Raw genomic sequence first — 14,846 nt, 5'->3', positions numbered from 1 at the left:
TCAGGTCAGCGCGCGCCACAGCAGGTAGAGGCCGATCGTCGTACCGAACACCACGATCACCGTCTTCAACACCACCGCCGGCAGCCGGCGGGCCAGCCGGGCGCCCGCGTACCCACCGATCAGGGTGGCCGGCGCGACCACCGCGACGGCCACCCACTGCACCGGGCCGAACAGGGCGAACACCACGAGCGTGGTCAACCCCACCACGGCCGAGAGCAGGTTCTTCACCGCCGTGACCCGGGCCAACGTCGCGTCCAGCACCAGAGCCAGCCCGGCCACCAGCATCACCCCGAGCGCCGCGCCGAAATAGCCGCCGTACACCGTGCCGACCAGGACCATGGTCTGCACGGTGACGGTACGACGGCGCGGGCTCATCCGCGCCGGATGGCCGACCAACCGGCGCAGTGGATCCTGGAACGCCAGCACGGCGGTCGCGCCGAGCACCAGGAACGGCACCACCAGCTCGAACGCGCGGGCCGGCGTCGCCAGCAGCAGCACGCACCCGAGCACCGTGCCCACCGCCGCGGTCGGCAACAGCGACCACAGCGCCCGCCCGCGCGGCAGATCCGCCCGGCTGCCCGCCACGCTCGCCGCGTACCCCGGAAAGACCGCAACCGAGTTCGAGACGTTGGCCGCCACCGGCGGCAGGCCGGTCGCGATCAACGCCGGGAACGTGATCAGGGAGCCGCCGCCGGCGACCGCGTTCACCGTGCCCGCGGCCACGCCGGCGACCAGCAGCAACGCGACGTCCGAGAGATCCATGATCCCCCGAGGCTAGTACGACGATGGCCTCGGTGCCGCCCTCGCTCGGGGCCTACTTCGCCAGGTCGGCGAGGTGGCGGTATCCGACGGTCGGCGATACCGCCACCTCGCCGACCTGGCGTTGGGTCCCTGCCCGCCGGGGCGGAAATGGGGACGGTGGGCACGTCGTTAGGATGAGGGCGCGACGGACGAGTCGACCGGGCGGTCGCGTCGACGGGCCTCACGGCCCGCCGCCGAGGAACGTCCGGACTCCACAGGGCAGGGTGGTTGCTAACGGCAACCCGGGGCGACCCGCGGGACAGTGCCACAGAAAACAGACCGCCGGCCCCACACGGGACGGTAAGGGTGAAACGGTGGGGTAAGAGCCCACCAGCACCCCGGGTGACCGGGGTGGCTCGGTAAACCCCACCCGGAGCAAGGCCAAGAAAGGGCCGTCACCGCAAGATGACGACCCGCGCAGACGCTTGAGGGCTGCCCGCCCGATGTCTGCGGGTAGGCCGCTGGAGCCTGCCGGCGACGGCAGGCCGAGATGGATGGCCGCCGCCGGCGCGCCTACGGGCGTGCCGGGCACAAAATCCGGCGTACAGGTCGACTCGTCCGTCGCCCACCAGCTCAGAGACCTGATCAAGGCTCTGAGATGGTTCTATGTTCGGGCGTCGATGGTCGGTGTTGGTCAACATTGGCCGGCGTTTGACGCCCTGACGACGCCCTGACGCCCTGGAGACGCCCTGAGCGCTGGCTCAGTTTGCCCTTTGCGGTCGGGCTGGCGGTGCCGCTGAGGGCCGGGCATGTCCTAACGGTGGAGCTGTGCCATGACCCTGCGACACGGGGGCAAGCCAGTCCCGGGGTTGGACTGGCGCGGCAGCCGGAAGCCCCGACGCACGACCAGGCCGACCCGCTGGCTTCCGTAGCGGCGTCGGTGATCCCATTCATGGATGAGGTGGGACGAGTGCGTGCCGGAACTGCTGGAGCACCTGGGAGAGATGGGCCTGGTCGCGATGGTCAAGATTGACGGCGAACGGGAGCGCAAGCCGTGGACGGTGGTGGTCTCGGGTCAGCGGCTCCCTGGTGCGGCGATCAGGGTTGATGGCCACAGCCTTGAGGACTGCCTACGCCGTCTGGTTGCCGCGCTTCATGAGCGCTTCCCGGGCGAACTCGCGCTGAGCTGAGATCCGACTGTGGGGCGGTGTACCGGCGGCTGTCGGTGGCTCACAGCCCCGGCGCCGAAGGCGGCCGGGGCGGCTTCCCGCCCCGCACCGCGCGCAGCGCGGTGCCTTGATCTAGCCCAGTAGAGGCCAATTCGGCAACACCCGCCTTAGCGGTGGCTAACGTCCGAGCGGGCCCATGCATCGCCGCATCTGCATGTAGCCTGCTGTACCGGACTCGATGAGGTGTGGCATGGGCGACGTGCGACAGGTTCCAGCGGATCGGCTGTGGAAGGCACGAGTCCGTAGTCGCTTTTATGGGCGGAACTCGCTTCGCAGACTTGCAACCGCCGGAGTTCTTCGGGCGCAGCGTGAGGCTGGTTTGAAACTTCGCGATCGGCGACATCTGCGCCGGCTGTGGGAAGCACTTGCAATGCCGCACGTTCTTCCTCTTATCATGCCGATGTTAGCAATCGCGCTTGCTGTGCTCGAGTCGAAGACGCTAATAGGCGGTTGGGGAATGCCGCCGCTAACGGTGTTTCGCGACGGAAACAACTCTCGGAACGTGTTGGGCTTACTCTGGCAGGTCGAGGGCTCCATCTTGGCCCTAGTGACCGCGGTTGTTCTGTTTGCCTTTGAAGGGCTGACTCGATCCCGACCCGCAATCTCGATATGGGAGTACGCAAGGCGCTCGGGGCTAGCTCAATATTTGATGTTGGGCGGTGCTGGCCTTACGGCTATTCCTGTCGCCCTCTTCTGGCGGTCCACGACCCCTCCAATCGTCGCCGCGCACTTTGCTGCAGCCATCGCCGTTTCAGGGATCGTCGCGTTGCCGCTACTCGTTTACCGAGCTATGAGGATCATCGATGCATCATGGCTGCGTGGGCAGCGGCTAAATGAGGTAGACCTGACTGTGCGGGACATTGTCCGGCAGGAGGCGATTGAACGAATGGCTTCTCGTGGGCTGGAGAAGGTAGCTGCTGAGGCCGGTTTCGACGTCAGGGGCGTATTCTTCCGCAGTGTGGGGTCGCCTCAGTTCCGTGCATTGGAAGCGAGCACGGTTTATGACATACACCTCGGTCGGCTGGCGTCTTTCGCAAAAGCGACTGCGTCCTCAGTTTCACTGCTTGTCCGCATTGGTGACCAAGTAGCAGCGGGGCGGCCCTTGTTGGCGACGCAGGGCACAGAATCCATCATCCCGTCGAAGTCGATTGCCGTGTTGACGCCCAGAAGCGAGAACGGAGGAATCGGACGTCTCCTCGGCCAGCTCAAGGAGGAGGGCATCGAGGCCCTGAGATCAGAATCCAGTGCAGGGATGGCGGAGGTTGTTGATTCCTACACCCATCTTTGGCTCGCTTGGCCTCACGCTTGGGCGCAATATGGCCAACGGCTGAGCGGTCGCTTCTTGGATAGAGCCAACTTCTTTCAGTTGACACCTATGCACGACTTACAACGTGACGTGTGGGCGCTCTTGGATGCGGCAATCGAGAGGGGCCTTCGCGAACAGGCGCGGGCGCTGGCCGGAATCGTGTATCGAGTGGGTGTGGAGGCAATAGATGTAGACGCGCCGGACATTCTTAGAGGGGCTTGTAGCCTTGCTGTCTCAAGCCTGCATTTCCCTCGCAATGCCGGTCGCGACCTGCACGAGGTAATCAACGGAACGCTATGCAGGTTTCTGGTCGAGCTGTGCAACTACCGCATCTTCCCTCGCTTTGAGGACCCTGAGCTAAGCCTCGAAGGCAAGGAGCGGGCCGCCGAATCAGGAAGGGTAGTCTTTCGAGCGATCGGTGAGTCGCTCAGACGCCTGTTGGAGAATCGGGACGACAAGCTATTCGATGAAATTGATAGAGAGTTCTCGGGTATCATCTCGAATTGGGGCATCGATCTAGACGTCGAGTTGGCAACTTCCTTCCTGGACGACGCCGATTCGCGCGAAAGTGCGTCGTATCTAGAAGAGCAGGAGCCCGAGGTAATTGCCACTGCCCAGCTGCGTCGGGACCTCGCAGCCCTGCAGATGACACTCCGGATGTCTCTACTGGGTTGGGGTCTCCATTTGGGCGCTAAGAGCCCATTGGATGAAGGTTTCCAGCACGTCTTATTGCGGATGGCGCGTACCTTCAATGATTTGGAACGAGTTGTGCCTGCTGTTGGGGTGGCGCTGGAAGGAGGGCGGGGACCGCTGTCCGATTGGGTCCTGTCCTCGCTGCCGTCCGGGGAAGCGCACTTCATCGACGACCAAGGGCCTCTGCTGCATGCATTCGCTCTAATTCTCCTCATTAGTCCCAGCGGAGGGGCTGTTCCACCTGCAGGTTGGATGACAGAGGAACGGATCAACCGAACGAAATCCTTCATCGACGATTTGGCGGGGGACTCCATAATCGGATTGGCGGGGCTTGTCCAGGAGCAGCGGCTGGCCGCCGCATCTAGAGCCTCCCAGGGTTTGGATGCTGCCCGCCTTGTCCAAGTGCGGATCGAGCACGAACGCCTTGTCAGGCGCTCACTCGATCCCGAGAAGATTCAATCTTTCAAGAACGATGTGCTGGAGGCATGGTCGGCCCAGAGGGTGCTTCCCGGGTTCGCGGATCTGTGCCGCGTCCCTGTGAATTCACTCGTCGCCGAGAATTGGACAGGCAGTAAGTTCGGGTATTATTGCCAATTGCATCACAAGGGACTTTTTGTCACACCGTCAAACTGGGTGGGGCTGGACCACCTAGCCAAGGATCTGGGAGGTTCGCTAGCTCGGAGCGAGGTCGGCGCCCTTGTGCTCGAAGTGTGTAGGAATGCGTCGAAAATCCGGGGACGCGGTCGAGCGGTTGAGCGCTTAAGGCAGGCAATCGAATCTTTGCAGGATGTAGGCTACCATCCCTCTGTCATTATCGCTCCGGTGGATAGGCAGCTTGCTGGGAGCCTCGGATTATCGATGCGGTACTGGGCACGTAACCACGCCACTCCCCTTGGTCGATATGTTTCTGGAGAGCTGTTCGGCTTGCCGGTAGTCCAGTGGCACGAAATTAGCAAAGACCGACTGTACGTTGCTGATATGGCCCGCCTCCTGACAGTCGAGGAGGGCGTTAACTTGGACGGCGAATCCGTGGCACCCGAATGCGAGGTGGAAACAATTGACGAAGCTTTGGCCGTCGAGATTGTTAGGCGCTGGGGGAGGAAGGGTCCGGGCGAGAGGATGGGGGAGGACGAACTCCAGGGCTATGTCCGGGTGACGGTGGAACGGCCATTACAGATCCACGTGGCCGATGCCCAGGCCGCGAGGTCGGTCTGGATTCCTCGCCAGAAGCGGACGGGTGCGGGATGAGCGAGCCGTCTCGGATGAATCCCTGTTGCGCGTGCGCTCACGCTGCCAGCGTCTGGTCGGCCAGTTGCACCAGCACCAGTGCTGTCCCATCCTCGGGCTCGACGTAGGCAGTGCGGATCAGGTAGGTGCCGGGAGGTACGTCGACCGTGAGGTGGTGTTCGCGCTCCCGCTTGTCACCGGTGCCCGCGTTGCTGAGGGTCATGGTCGATCCAGCGTGCCGCAACGGAGACCGGTCGCGTACCATCGGTGCAGCGACCAGCAGATCGCCCGCGCCGTCCTCGCCCACGTCCTGCCGCAACGGAGACCGGTCACGCAAGACCAGTGCAGCCTGACGGTGGGCTCCCAGTAGCTCACCGGGGTCATGCGGCAGCAACGGAGACCGGCCGCATACGACCGGTGGGGCCAGCGCCCAACCGTCGGGCGCGGTCGATTACCTTGGCCAGGTTGGCGGCGGTCACGACGCGTACTCGCGGGCGATGGTGCCCCACAGACTGTCGAACCAGGCGCGGGCCTGCTCGACGTAGAGGGCGTCATTGCTGGTGTCCTCGTCGCTGGGCGTGAACGGGAAGAGGATCGCGTCCTTGCCTCGTCGTAGATCGCCATCGGCTTGCCGTTCACGGAGACGGTGTGCCCGACGACGGGATAGAAGCCGAAGAAGGCTTCCTGCTCATTGATGATGAATAGCTTGAACAAGGGTGCGGCGTTGTGGACGCGCGTACCTCAATGGTGGCGGTCTTGGCCAGCCCGATGTCGGCAAGTTCCTATACGGCGTCGGTGACGGCGTGGGTGGACCGGTCGGTGATCCGGTGGGCTCGGGCGCGGATGCCGGGGTCGTCGGCCTGGTCCTCGGCGCGGCAGGGGATCGCCGTCGGGGCGGTCATGTCGGAGATCAGCACGCGTACCCGGATGGACTCCGGGGTGAGCCGGCCGATGCGGACCTTGTCCAAGGTCTCTTGAATCGCGTTGTACAGCGTCCGGCGAAGTCGATCGTGACGTTCGTAGCCTCGAACGCTCGCTCGATGTGGGGCCGTAGCCCTACCGGGGGTTCGGTGTTGGCGCGGACGAAGGTGCCGCTGCCCTGACGGGCCACGATCAGGCGCTCGTCTTACAGCTTCCGCAAGGCGTTCGACGGTGGTCGACGTGCGGGCTTCCGCGCCGCCGTGCGTGGGGCGTGGGTGCCCGGAGGTCGTCTGAGGGTTGCCGTAGGCTTCCAACCCATGGCGTGGAGCACCGAGGACCGGGACGGTCTGTACCGGGAGATCCTGCTCGCGCCACTCCGCACCTCGGCGGGTTACCTCCCCAAGATGGGAGGTGGCGAGGAAGTCGATCTTGTCGGCTTCACCGCCCTGTACGGCGCTGACCCGCTGTATCACTGGATGGGCTTCGACTCGCCGCTGATGTTCGCCGCGCACAAGGCCGCAGGCGGCATGACGTCGGTCTATCGACAGCTCGGCATCGGCTGCGAGCGCATGTTCCGACAAGTGCTCAAGGACGAGCTCGCACTGTCCGAGGATCAGGTCAAGTGGTCGTACGAGATCCTTCCAGAGACGGAGGACGAGACCAGGAAGATGCGGGTCCTGTCGCTCGATGGGCGCGTCGAGGTCGGAGACATTCCCGACGCGACGGCAGGTGGTCGCGTTGCCGACTGGATTGAGCAGCAGCGTGCCGCGCTTGGTATTTCCGTTCCCCTGAAGGGTGCGGTCTTCGAGGTCCGGCAGGGCTACAAGAGTGCCGACTCCAAGCGGCAGAACGCCGACCTCGCCAACGCCGCGCAGGCGCTGGGCCACGGCTATCTGCCCGTCCTCGCGATTATGAGTACGCAGATCAACATGGTTGTCCGCGCGCGGTACCTGACGGGCAACTGGAGTGTCCTCCTGGGCTCCGTAGGCGCGAACGACCCCCTACGCAGCACCTTCGACTTCCTGCGCGACGTTGTCGGCTACGACCTGGCCGGCTTCTTCCAGCGGAACACCACCGAGCTGCGCGCGGGCGTGGAGAGCATTCTCCGGCGACTCCTGGAGGCGACATGACGGCGATCATCGAGCGGGCGGCGCACAGCCGCAACGAGCATATGACGTTCCGCGCCAACATGGGTCAGGGGCGGCACGGCTGGCTCCGCCTCACGCCGGCCTACGGGGTGCGTCTCGTCCGTGATCGCATCTCGCACATGCCGAGCGGCAGCATCATCACCGACCCCTTCTCGGGTACCGGTACGACGCCTCTCGCGGCTGCCGAGCTCGGCCACCGGGGGCAGTCGGTGGACATCAACCCGTTCCTGGTCTGGCTCGGCACGGTCAAGACGACGAATTACCGGGAGGGCACGCTCCTCGCGGTCGCTGACGCGGCGAAGAGTGTGCTCGACGCGGCGCGGGCCCACGACCGGGACAACGACCTCTGGCAGCCGAGCCTGTTCAAGATTGAGAAGTGGTGGTCGCCGGGTGCCCTCCACGCGCTGAAGGCACTCCGGCACGAGATCGACCGTTTCGACGGGCAGGTCCGCGACCTGCTGGAAATCGGTCTCTGCCGTTCGCTGATCTCCTGCTCCAACGCGGCGTTCAACCATCAGTCGATGTCTTTCAAGGAAGCCTCGGCCGAGCAGACGCTGTTCGCGTTGGACGACATCGAGCGGGCGCTCGGCACCTATGCCACGGAGATGGCGACAATCATCGAATCCGCGCGGTTTGATCTCGCCGGCACGGCGGTCGTTCGACACGGCGATTCGCGGACGGGTCTGGACGACCTGAAACCTGCCGATTTCGTCTTGACCTCACCGCCGTACGTCAATCGGATGAGCTATATCCGTGAGCTTCGGCCGTACATGTACTGGCTCCGCCACCTCGACGTGGCCAGTGACGCCGGCGAGCTTGACTGGCGTGCCATCGGCGGCACGTGGGGCACCGCCACGAGCAAGCTCAACACGTGGAAACCGGAGGTCGAGACGCCGGTTGACGAGGCGATGAGGGTGGTTCGCGAGCGCATCGCGGCAGACGGAGGCAGGAACGGCCCGCTGCTTGCCACCTATGTCCACAAGTATCACCACGACATGTGGCTCCACTTCCAGAGCATCACCAAGCATCTGAAGCCGGGCGGCAGCGTTTCCTACATCGTCGGAAACTCCACCTTCTACAAGCATGAGGTGCCCGCGCACACCTGGTATGCCGTGATGCTGCGCGAACTGGGCTACTCGGATGTCAGGGTGGAGACCATCCGTAAGCGGAACTCCAACAAGGCGTTGTTCGAATACGACGTGACCGGCATGAAGACTGCGTGAGTCCGGATCAGGACCTGGGCCGATGGTCGCTGCACCGGCGGGTGGCTACGCTTCGCTGATGATCGAGCTTGCGGACATCGAGGCCGTCGCCGACCGGATCGCCGGTCATGTGGTCCACACGCCGACCGTGCCCAGCCCCGGCCTGTCCGAGCTGCTCGGCGTACCCGTCACCGCCAAGCTGGAGCTGCTGCAACGTACCGGATCGTTCAAGGCCCGGGGCGCGGCGGCGAAGCTGCTCGTCCTGGACGAGGCCGAGCGGGCGGCGGGCGTGGTGGCGGTCAGCGGCGGCAACCATGGCATCGCGGTCGCGGTGATGGCCGGCGCCCTGGGCGTGGCGGCGACCGTGGTGATGCCGTCGACGGCGCCGGCGCGTGCCGTCGAGGTGGCCCGCGCGGCCGGTGCAGACGTCCGGCTGACCGACGGCATGGCGGAGGCGTTCGCGCTCATGGCCCGGCTGCGGGAGGACGGCCTGACCCTGCTGCATCCGTTCGACGACCCGGTGGTGCTCGCCGGGCAGGGCACGGTCGGGTTGGAGTTCGCCGACGACGCGGGTGAGGTGACCGACGTGCTGGTCAGCATCGGCGGCGGGGCGTTGATCTCGGGGGTGGCGGCGGCCCTGCGGGCACGCCGGCCGGGGGTACGGGTGTGGGGGGTGGAGACCGAGGGCGCGCAGGCGATGTCGCAGGCCCTGGCCAAGGGCGGGCCGGTCGAGGTGCCGCTGTCGTCGATCGTCACCACGCTCAGCGCGCCGACCGTCTCGCAGCTCACCTACGACCACGTGACGGCGCTGGTGAGTGACGTGCTCGTGGTCTCCGACGCGGAGGCGGTGCGGGGGACGGTGGAGTTGGCCGAGCACGCGAAGGTCTGGGCCGAGCCGGCCGCCGGATGCCTGGTGCCGGCGGCACGCCTCGTCCGCGACCGGGTGGGTGCCGGCGCCCGGCTGGGACTGGTGCTCTGCGGCGGCAACGCCACGGTCGCCGACGTGGCGGCGTGGACGGCGCGCCTCGGCGCCTGAAGCGAGGGCGGACCAGCCCGGCGGCGTCTCGGGACGCTCGTCCGGGTCAGCCGGTCGTCCAGGGGCGGAGCTTGTCGGGGTTGAGGATCGTCCAGATGCTCCTGATCCGGTCACCCGCGATGTCGAACGCCAGCACCGCCCCGACGACACCGTCCACCTGCGCCACCAGACCGGGCTGGCCGTTGACCGTACGCTCCAGGATCGTGACGCCGGCCGCGGTGCGGGCGCGACCGACGAAGAACCGGGCGATCCGCGCGGCCCCCTCGACCGGGTGGAGTTCGGCGCGGACGCGCCCGCCACCGTCGCCGGTCGCGGTGGCGTCGGGGGCCAGCAGGCCGACGAGCGCATCGATGTCGCCGGCCTCCCACGCCTGCCTGAAGGCCCGGACGACGCCGGCCCGGGTGGCGTCCGGCACGCCGGGGGTCCGCGCCGCGCGGACGCGGCGGCGGGCGGACGAGGCCAACTGGCGGCACGCGCCCGGCGTACGGCCGACGACCTCGGCCACCTCGGCGAAGGAGTAGCGGAACACGTCGTGCAGGACGAACGCGACGCGCTCGGCGGGGGTCGTCGATTCGAGCACCACCAGGAAGGCCATGCCGATCGACTCGTCGAGGGTGACCCGGTCGACCGGGTCACCGTCCGTCCGGCCGCTGGTCCACTCCGCACGGTCGGGCAGCGGCTCCGGGAGCCATTGCCCCACGTAGCGTTCCCGTCGGGCGCGCGCCGAGCCGAGCAGGTCGAGGCAGATCCGGCCGGCGACCGTGGTCAGCCAGGCGCCGGGGGCCTCGATCGCGTCCCGCCGCCCGGGCGTCAGGGCAAACCAGCGGGCGTACGTCTCCTGCACGACGTCCTCGGCGTCGGCGAGGGATCCGAGCATCCGGTACGCGAGATTGACGAGTCGACGCCGCTCGCTCAGGGCCGGATCGGGCCAGTCGAGCCCTGGCCCGGTGGGGTTGGTCATGCTGCCGCCGGCTCCCCCTCGTCCCGCCGCCTGACGTTCGGCGGGGCTGTTCCGTCGTATCGGTGAACCGAACACTATCGCCTGACGAGCGCCCGACGGGGGAGACCGATCATGGAAGCCGTACACCTCGCGATCATCTACTACAGCGCCACCGGCACCGTGCACAGCCTGGCCAGGGCCGCCGCCGAGGGCGCGGCGGAGGCGGGCGCGGACGTACGCCTGCGCAGGGTGGCCGAGACCGCCCCGGCCGAGGCGATCAACGCCAGGGCGGAGTGGGCCCGGCACGTCCAGGACACCGCCGACGTCGACGTGGCCGCCGGCGACGACCTGGACTGGGCCGACGCGGTCCTGTTCGGCACCCCCACCCGCTTCGGCGCCGTGTCGAGCCAGCTCAAGGCATTCATCGACACGCTCGGTCCACTGTGGTTCCACGGCAAGCTCGCCGACAAGGTCTATTCGGCCTTCACCGCCTCCAACACCCGCCACGGCGGGCAGGAGTCGACCATCCTGTCGTTGTCGAACGTCTTCTACCACTGGGGCGGGATCATCGTGCCCCCCGGCTACACCGACCCGATCCAGTTCCGGTCGGGCAATCCCTACGGCACGTCCCACGTGGTCGGCGACGGGCCGCCCGGTGACGTCACCCTGCGGGCCGCCCGTCACCAGGCTCGGCGCGTGGTCGACACCGCAGCCGCGCTGAAAGCCGGCCGCCGACCAGCCTGATCCGCGCGCCGGTCACGCCGTACCCCCTGAGGGGCCGGCGCGACCGGCGGCGCGTCAGGGCGTGGTCGGGGTGACGCCGTCGAGCAGCTCGGCCAGGCGGGCCGCGGTGGTCGGGGCGTGCAGGTGCAGGCGGGCCACGTTGATGCTGTCCGTGCCGACCACGGCGAGCAGCGCCTGCTTGTTGACCGCGTAGACGCTGAGGTAGCCGTGCTCGTTGCGGACCGTGGACTGCTGGAAGTCGCCCTGGCCCAGCCGGGACCCGACCTGGCGGCCCAGTCCGAACATGGTGGCGGCGAGCGCGGCCAGGTCGTCGGGGCTGGCGTCGTTCTGGAGGTTGTGCGTGATGAGCAGGCCGTCGACGCCGCCGAGGACGCAGCCGTGCACGCCGGGGATCTGGAGCCGCAGCGCGGACAGTTCCTGCCCGATGGCCGGGTACGGCAGCGCCGGGTTGCCGGCCAGTGAGGGTGGCAGGGTGCACGGCGGCGGTAGGGCGCCCCTGCGGCCGGGCGTGCGGCGTGGGAGGTTCTCCACCCGGGTCACAGGTCCAGGCTCTCCTCGATCGCGCGCAGTTGGTGCCGGGCCATCGCCAGGTTGGCCCGGCTCTTGCTCACCATCAGATAGAGGAACAGGCCCTTGCCGGTGTGGTTGCTCAGCGGCCGGATCAGGTGGTATTGGGTGCCGAGCGTGATCAGGATGTCCTCGATCTCGTCGTCGAGCTTCAGCATCTCGATGGTGCGCAGCTTGGCCCGCACCACGTCGGTGTTGCCGGCGGCGGCGACGGTCAGGTCGATCTCGCCGGTGCCGCCGGCCACGCCGAGCGTCATGCCACTCGTGTAGTCGACGAGCGCGGCGCCGATCGCGCCGTCGATGTTCATCGCGTTTTTCAACGCGACGTCGAGGTTGCCCACGGTTCTCTCCCCAGGGGTCGTCCGGGTGGGCCGGTCGCCGCGCGGGCTGACAGCCGGCGCCTCCCGCGAATATGCTGCGTAGAGGCTTACATACGGAGGTCCGGGCCGCATCCGGCCGGCTGGTGATCCACCTGTGCGGTCCCGTCCCACCGGCCGCCGGTCCCATAAGTGGGACTCGCCGGCCGATGGTCGATCGTGGAGCCGCCTGCTAAACGGCCACGCCCGGGAGCGGATGCGTCACCCCCTATGTAGAGATGCGATATAGTACGGCGGTGCGGCTGACCATACCCGTGATCAAAGTGCTCTCGGCGCTGCTCGCCGAGCCCGACGCGCCCCGCTACGGCCTCGACCTCATGCGGCTCACCGGCCTGCCCAGCGGGACGCTCTATCCGGTGCTGCACCGCCTCCAGGCGGCCGACTGGCTCGCCGCCGACTGGGAGGCCGTCGACCCGGTCGCCGCCGGCCGCCCGGCCCGCCGCTACTACCGCCTCACCGGCGAGGGGACCCGATCCGCCCGGCTGGCCCTGGCCGAGGTGCGCGCCCTCACCCCCGCGCAACGCCCCCACGAGGGCCCCGGCCCGGCCGGGGCGCCGGCGTGGTGACCGGGCGACTCGCCGCTCTCCTGCTGCGCCTGGCGGTGCGCCGCTGGCCGGCGGAGCTGCGGGCCGAGCTGGCCCGGGAGTGGGCCGCCGAGCTGCACGAGCTGGCCCGCACGGGCCGGCGGTGGACCATGCTTCGCTTCGCCGCCAGCCTGGCCACCAGTCGGGCCGCCACGCCGCTCGTCGACCGGACCGCGGTGCCGGCCCGCCTGTGGCGTACCGCCGGGGTCCTGCTGCTCGCGCCGCCGGCCTGCGTCGCGGTCCTCGTGCTCGCCGCGGTGGTGATGAACGCGACCTACGGGTGGCTGTCCTTCGCCGCAGTGTGGCCCACCGCGGCGCAGATGCCGATCTGGTCCGCCGTCGTGGCCGGGCTCGGGACGCTGCTCGCGCTCGTCGTCACCCGGACCGCACGCCGGACCGTACGCGTTGGGGCGCTGCCCACGGCGCTCGGCGTGGTGGCGCCGATCGCCGTCACGCTGGCCGTGGTGCTCGGCTGGTTCGCCAGCCGGGCCGAGAGCGGCCTGACGGAGATGGTGCCCGGGCTGCTGCTCTGGCTGGCGCTGCTGGTGCCGGCCCTCTGGGCCGCCGGGGTGCTGGCCCACCGCGGGCGGACCCGGTCGGCCTGGCTGGTCGGCCTGCTGGGCGCGTTCGTCGCCGCCGACGCGGCGGTGGTCCTCACGGTGGTGTCCACCATCCCGGCGACCCCGCCGACCACCGAGCTGCCGCCGGACGCGGTGGACCGGATCTCCGCGCCGCTGTGGCTGCTGACCTGCTGGACCGACTCGTCGTTCGGGCTGCCCCGTCCGACCGAGTGGGAACGGTTCCTCATCACCGACCGGGTGCTCGTCGAGCCGATGTTCTACCTGGCCTGCACGCCCTACGCGGTGGCCTACGCCGTCGCGGTGGCGCGGCCGGCCCCGGCCGCCGTACCCGGTCCGGAGCCCGTCCCGGTCGCCACCTGAGCGGCGTCCGGGAGCCGTTACGCCGTTCCCCGGTGAAACGGCCCCGACCAGGTCTAATGTGGAGAAGGCGGCGACTATTTGCGGCGTTCCGGTGGCGGCCGGGCGTTTCCCGGTGCACAGTGAGCGCATGAGCGACGACGGAAGTGGTGGGCACTACTACTGGTGCACGCGACACCACCGGGTCGAGACCGATGCCGACGTGTGCCCCGCCAAGCACGTTCTCGGACCGTACGCCTCAGCCGCCGACGCGGAGAACGCCCTGCAGAGGGTGCAGGAGCGCAACGAAGCGTGGGAAGCCGAGGACGCCCGTTGGGCCGGGGAGGGCCGATAGACGGCGCGGGACGGACCGCGTCGAGGTGATCCGTGCTCCGCGAGGGCGAGAGCACGTCCCCAGGAAAGGGAACCGAGATGGCCGTAGCACAGCAGGCCACCCGCCCGGCCGCGAAACGGACGACCGCGAAGAAGACCACCGCGGGTAGGACGACGACGGTCACCAAGGCGTCGCCGAACGCCTCGGGCGCCGGCGCCGGACGGACGCCGGCCAGAAAGGCGGTCGCGAAGAAGGCGGCCACGAAGAAGGTCGTGTCGGCGGCGCGCAAGGCGCCGGCGTCCAGGACCACGGCCAAGAGCGCGCCCGCCAGGAAGGCCACGGCTGCGAAGAAGGCGACGGCGGCCAAGAAGGCGCCCGCGAAGAAGGCACCCGCCAAGAAGGCGCCGGCGAAGAAGACCACCGCGGCCAGGAAGAGCACCGCGGCGAAGAAGACCACGGCGGCGAAGAAGGCACCCGCGAAGAAGACCACCGGGGCCCGGAAGGTCACCTCGGCGGCGAAGAAGACCACCGCCTCGACCCGTCCCACGGCGCGCAAGGCGGCGGCCAAGAAGGCGCCCGCGCGCAAGACCACGACGGCGCGCAAGACCACCGCCGCGAAGAAGACCACCACGGCCAAGAAGGCGCCGGCGCGCAAGACCACGACGGCGCGCAAGACCACCGCGCGCAAGGCGTCGCCCCGCCGGGCCTGAGTGTTAGGAAGGGGCCCCGGTTAACGCATTCGGTATAGGAAGGGCCCCTTCCTAACACGGCGGTCCTTCGGCCCGGCCGGCGTGCGCGCAGGGCGCGCCGCCTCGCGGTGCCGCGCCGCGTGGTGGACTCGCGCGGCGCCGCCGCGCCGATGAGCGGAACGTGCGGAGCG

At 68.3% G+C, this 14,846-nt stretch carries 15 protein-coding genes, 1 other RNA gene and 1 pseudogene; 11 read left to right on the top strand and 6 right to left on the bottom strand.

Annotation, left to right across the window (positions count from 1 at the left end; translation table 11 throughout):
* A complete protein-coding gene (locus O7619_RS25430) occupies positions 1-762 on the bottom strand; it encodes a sulfite exporter TauE/SafE family protein (RefSeq protein WP_281587305.1) in 762 nt (253 codons plus the stop codon).
* A 189-nt stretch (positions 763-951) separates the two neighbouring features.
* On the opposite strand from O7619_RS25430, the gene rnpB reads away from it, so the two are divergent.
* From rnpB to O7619_RS25415, 3 genes are all read left to right on the top strand, one after another.
* Positions 952-1,362, top strand: an RNA gene (gene rnpB, locus O7619_RS25425) — RNase P RNA component class A.
* A gap of 353 nt (positions 1,363-1,715) precedes the next feature.
* Positions 1,716-1,931 (top strand): hypothetical protein, encoded by a 216-nt coding sequence (locus O7619_RS25420; RefSeq protein WP_282283845.1) that lies wholly within the window; start codon positions 1,716-1,718, stop codon positions 1,929-1,931.
* 439 nt (positions 1,932-2,370) lie between these two features.
* Positions 2,371-5,217, top strand: a complete 2,847-nt coding sequence (locus O7619_RS25415) for a hypothetical protein (RefSeq protein ID WP_282283844.1) — start codon at positions 2,371-2,373, stop codon at positions 5,215-5,217.
* 37 nt (positions 5,218-5,254) lie between these two features.
* Here O7619_RS25415 and O7619_RS25410 read toward each other — a convergent pair whose 3' ends face one another.
* A complete protein-coding gene (locus tag O7619_RS25410) occupies positions 5,255-5,419 on the bottom strand; it encodes a hypothetical protein (protein WP_282283843.1) in 165 nt (54 codons plus the stop codon).
* Between the two features lie 252 nt (positions 5,420-5,671).
* A pseudogene (locus O7619_RS25405) lies at positions 5,672-6,319 on the bottom strand (GntR family transcriptional regulator); the annotation flags it as partial.
* 115 nt (positions 6,320-6,434) lie between these two features.
* Here O7619_RS25405 and O7619_RS25400 point away from each other — a divergent pair.
* The 3 genes from O7619_RS25400 to O7619_RS25390 are packed head-to-tail and all read left to right on the top strand — an operon-like array spanning position 6,435 to position 9,503.
* Positions 6,435-7,247, top strand: a complete 813-nt coding sequence (locus O7619_RS25400; protein WP_282283841.1) for a hypothetical protein — start codon at positions 6,435-6,437, stop codon at positions 7,245-7,247.
* Positions 7,244-8,488, top strand: coding sequence for a DNA methyltransferase (locus tag O7619_RS25395; protein ID WP_282283840.1), 1,245 nt, complete (start codon positions 7,244-7,246; stop codon positions 8,486-8,488). The genes O7619_RS25400 and O7619_RS25395 overlap by 4 nt, the downstream gene beginning before the upstream one ends.
* Before the next feature lie 58 nt (positions 8,489-8,546).
* Entirely contained in the window at positions 8,547-9,503 is a 957-nt protein-coding gene (locus O7619_RS25390; RefSeq protein WP_282283838.1) for a threonine/serine dehydratase, read from the top strand.
* A 46-nt stretch (positions 9,504-9,549) separates the two neighbouring features.
* Here the strand turns inward: O7619_RS25390 and sigJ are convergent, their stop codons facing one another.
* Positions 9,550-10,464 (bottom strand): RNA polymerase sigma factor SigJ, encoded by a 915-nt coding sequence (gene sigJ / locus O7619_RS25385; RefSeq protein WP_282283836.1) that lies wholly within the window; start codon positions 10,462-10,464, stop codon positions 9,550-9,552.
* 111 nt (positions 10,465-10,575) lie between these two features.
* Between sigJ and wrbA the strand changes: the two genes are divergently transcribed.
* Complete coding sequence (gene wrbA / locus O7619_RS25380) at positions 10,576-11,187, top strand: NAD(P)H:quinone oxidoreductase (protein WP_282283834.1); 612 nt, start codon at positions 10,576-10,578, stop codon at positions 11,185-11,187.
* A 54-nt stretch (positions 11,188-11,241) separates the two neighbouring features.
* Here wrbA and O7619_RS25375 read toward each other — a convergent pair whose 3' ends face one another.
* Entirely contained in the window at positions 11,242-11,727 is a 486-nt protein-coding gene (locus O7619_RS25375; protein ID WP_282283833.1) for a roadblock/LC7 domain-containing protein, read from the bottom strand.
* Entirely contained in the window at positions 11,724-12,095 is a 372-nt protein-coding gene (locus O7619_RS25370) for a hypothetical protein (RefSeq protein WP_282283831.1), read from the bottom strand. The genes O7619_RS25375 and O7619_RS25370 overlap by 4 nt, the downstream gene beginning before the upstream one ends.
* 272 nt (positions 12,096-12,367) lie before the next feature.
* On the opposite strand from O7619_RS25370, the gene O7619_RS25365 reads away from it, so the two are divergent.
* The 4 genes from O7619_RS25365 (at position 12,368) to O7619_RS25350 (ending at position 14,676) form a co-directional block, all read left to right on the top strand.
* Positions 12,368-12,697, top strand: a complete 330-nt coding sequence (locus tag O7619_RS25365) for a PadR family transcriptional regulator (RefSeq protein ID WP_282283829.1) — start codon at positions 12,368-12,370, stop codon at positions 12,695-12,697.
* Positions 12,691-13,656, top strand: a complete 966-nt coding sequence (locus tag O7619_RS25360) for a hypothetical protein (RefSeq protein WP_282283828.1) — start codon at positions 12,691-12,693, stop codon at positions 13,654-13,656. Before O7619_RS25365 ends, O7619_RS25360 begins: the two co-directional genes overlap by 7 nt.
* Before the next feature lie 127 nt (positions 13,657-13,783).
* Positions 13,784-13,987, top strand: coding sequence for a hypothetical protein (locus tag O7619_RS25355; protein ID WP_282283826.1), 204 nt, complete (start codon positions 13,784-13,786; stop codon positions 13,985-13,987).
* A gap of 77 nt (positions 13,988-14,064) precedes the next feature.
* Entirely contained in the window at positions 14,065-14,676 is a 612-nt protein-coding gene (locus O7619_RS25350; RefSeq protein ID WP_282283825.1) for a histone, read from the top strand.
* Positions 14,677-14,846: the final 170 nt, after the last annotated feature.

Origin of the sequence: Micromonospora sp. WMMD998 (assembly GCF_029581235.1) — a bacterium.
GTDB lineage: Bacteria > Actinomycetota > Actinomycetes > Mycobacteriales > Micromonosporaceae > Micromonospora.
This window is presented reverse-complemented; position numbering and strand designations above follow the sequence as displayed.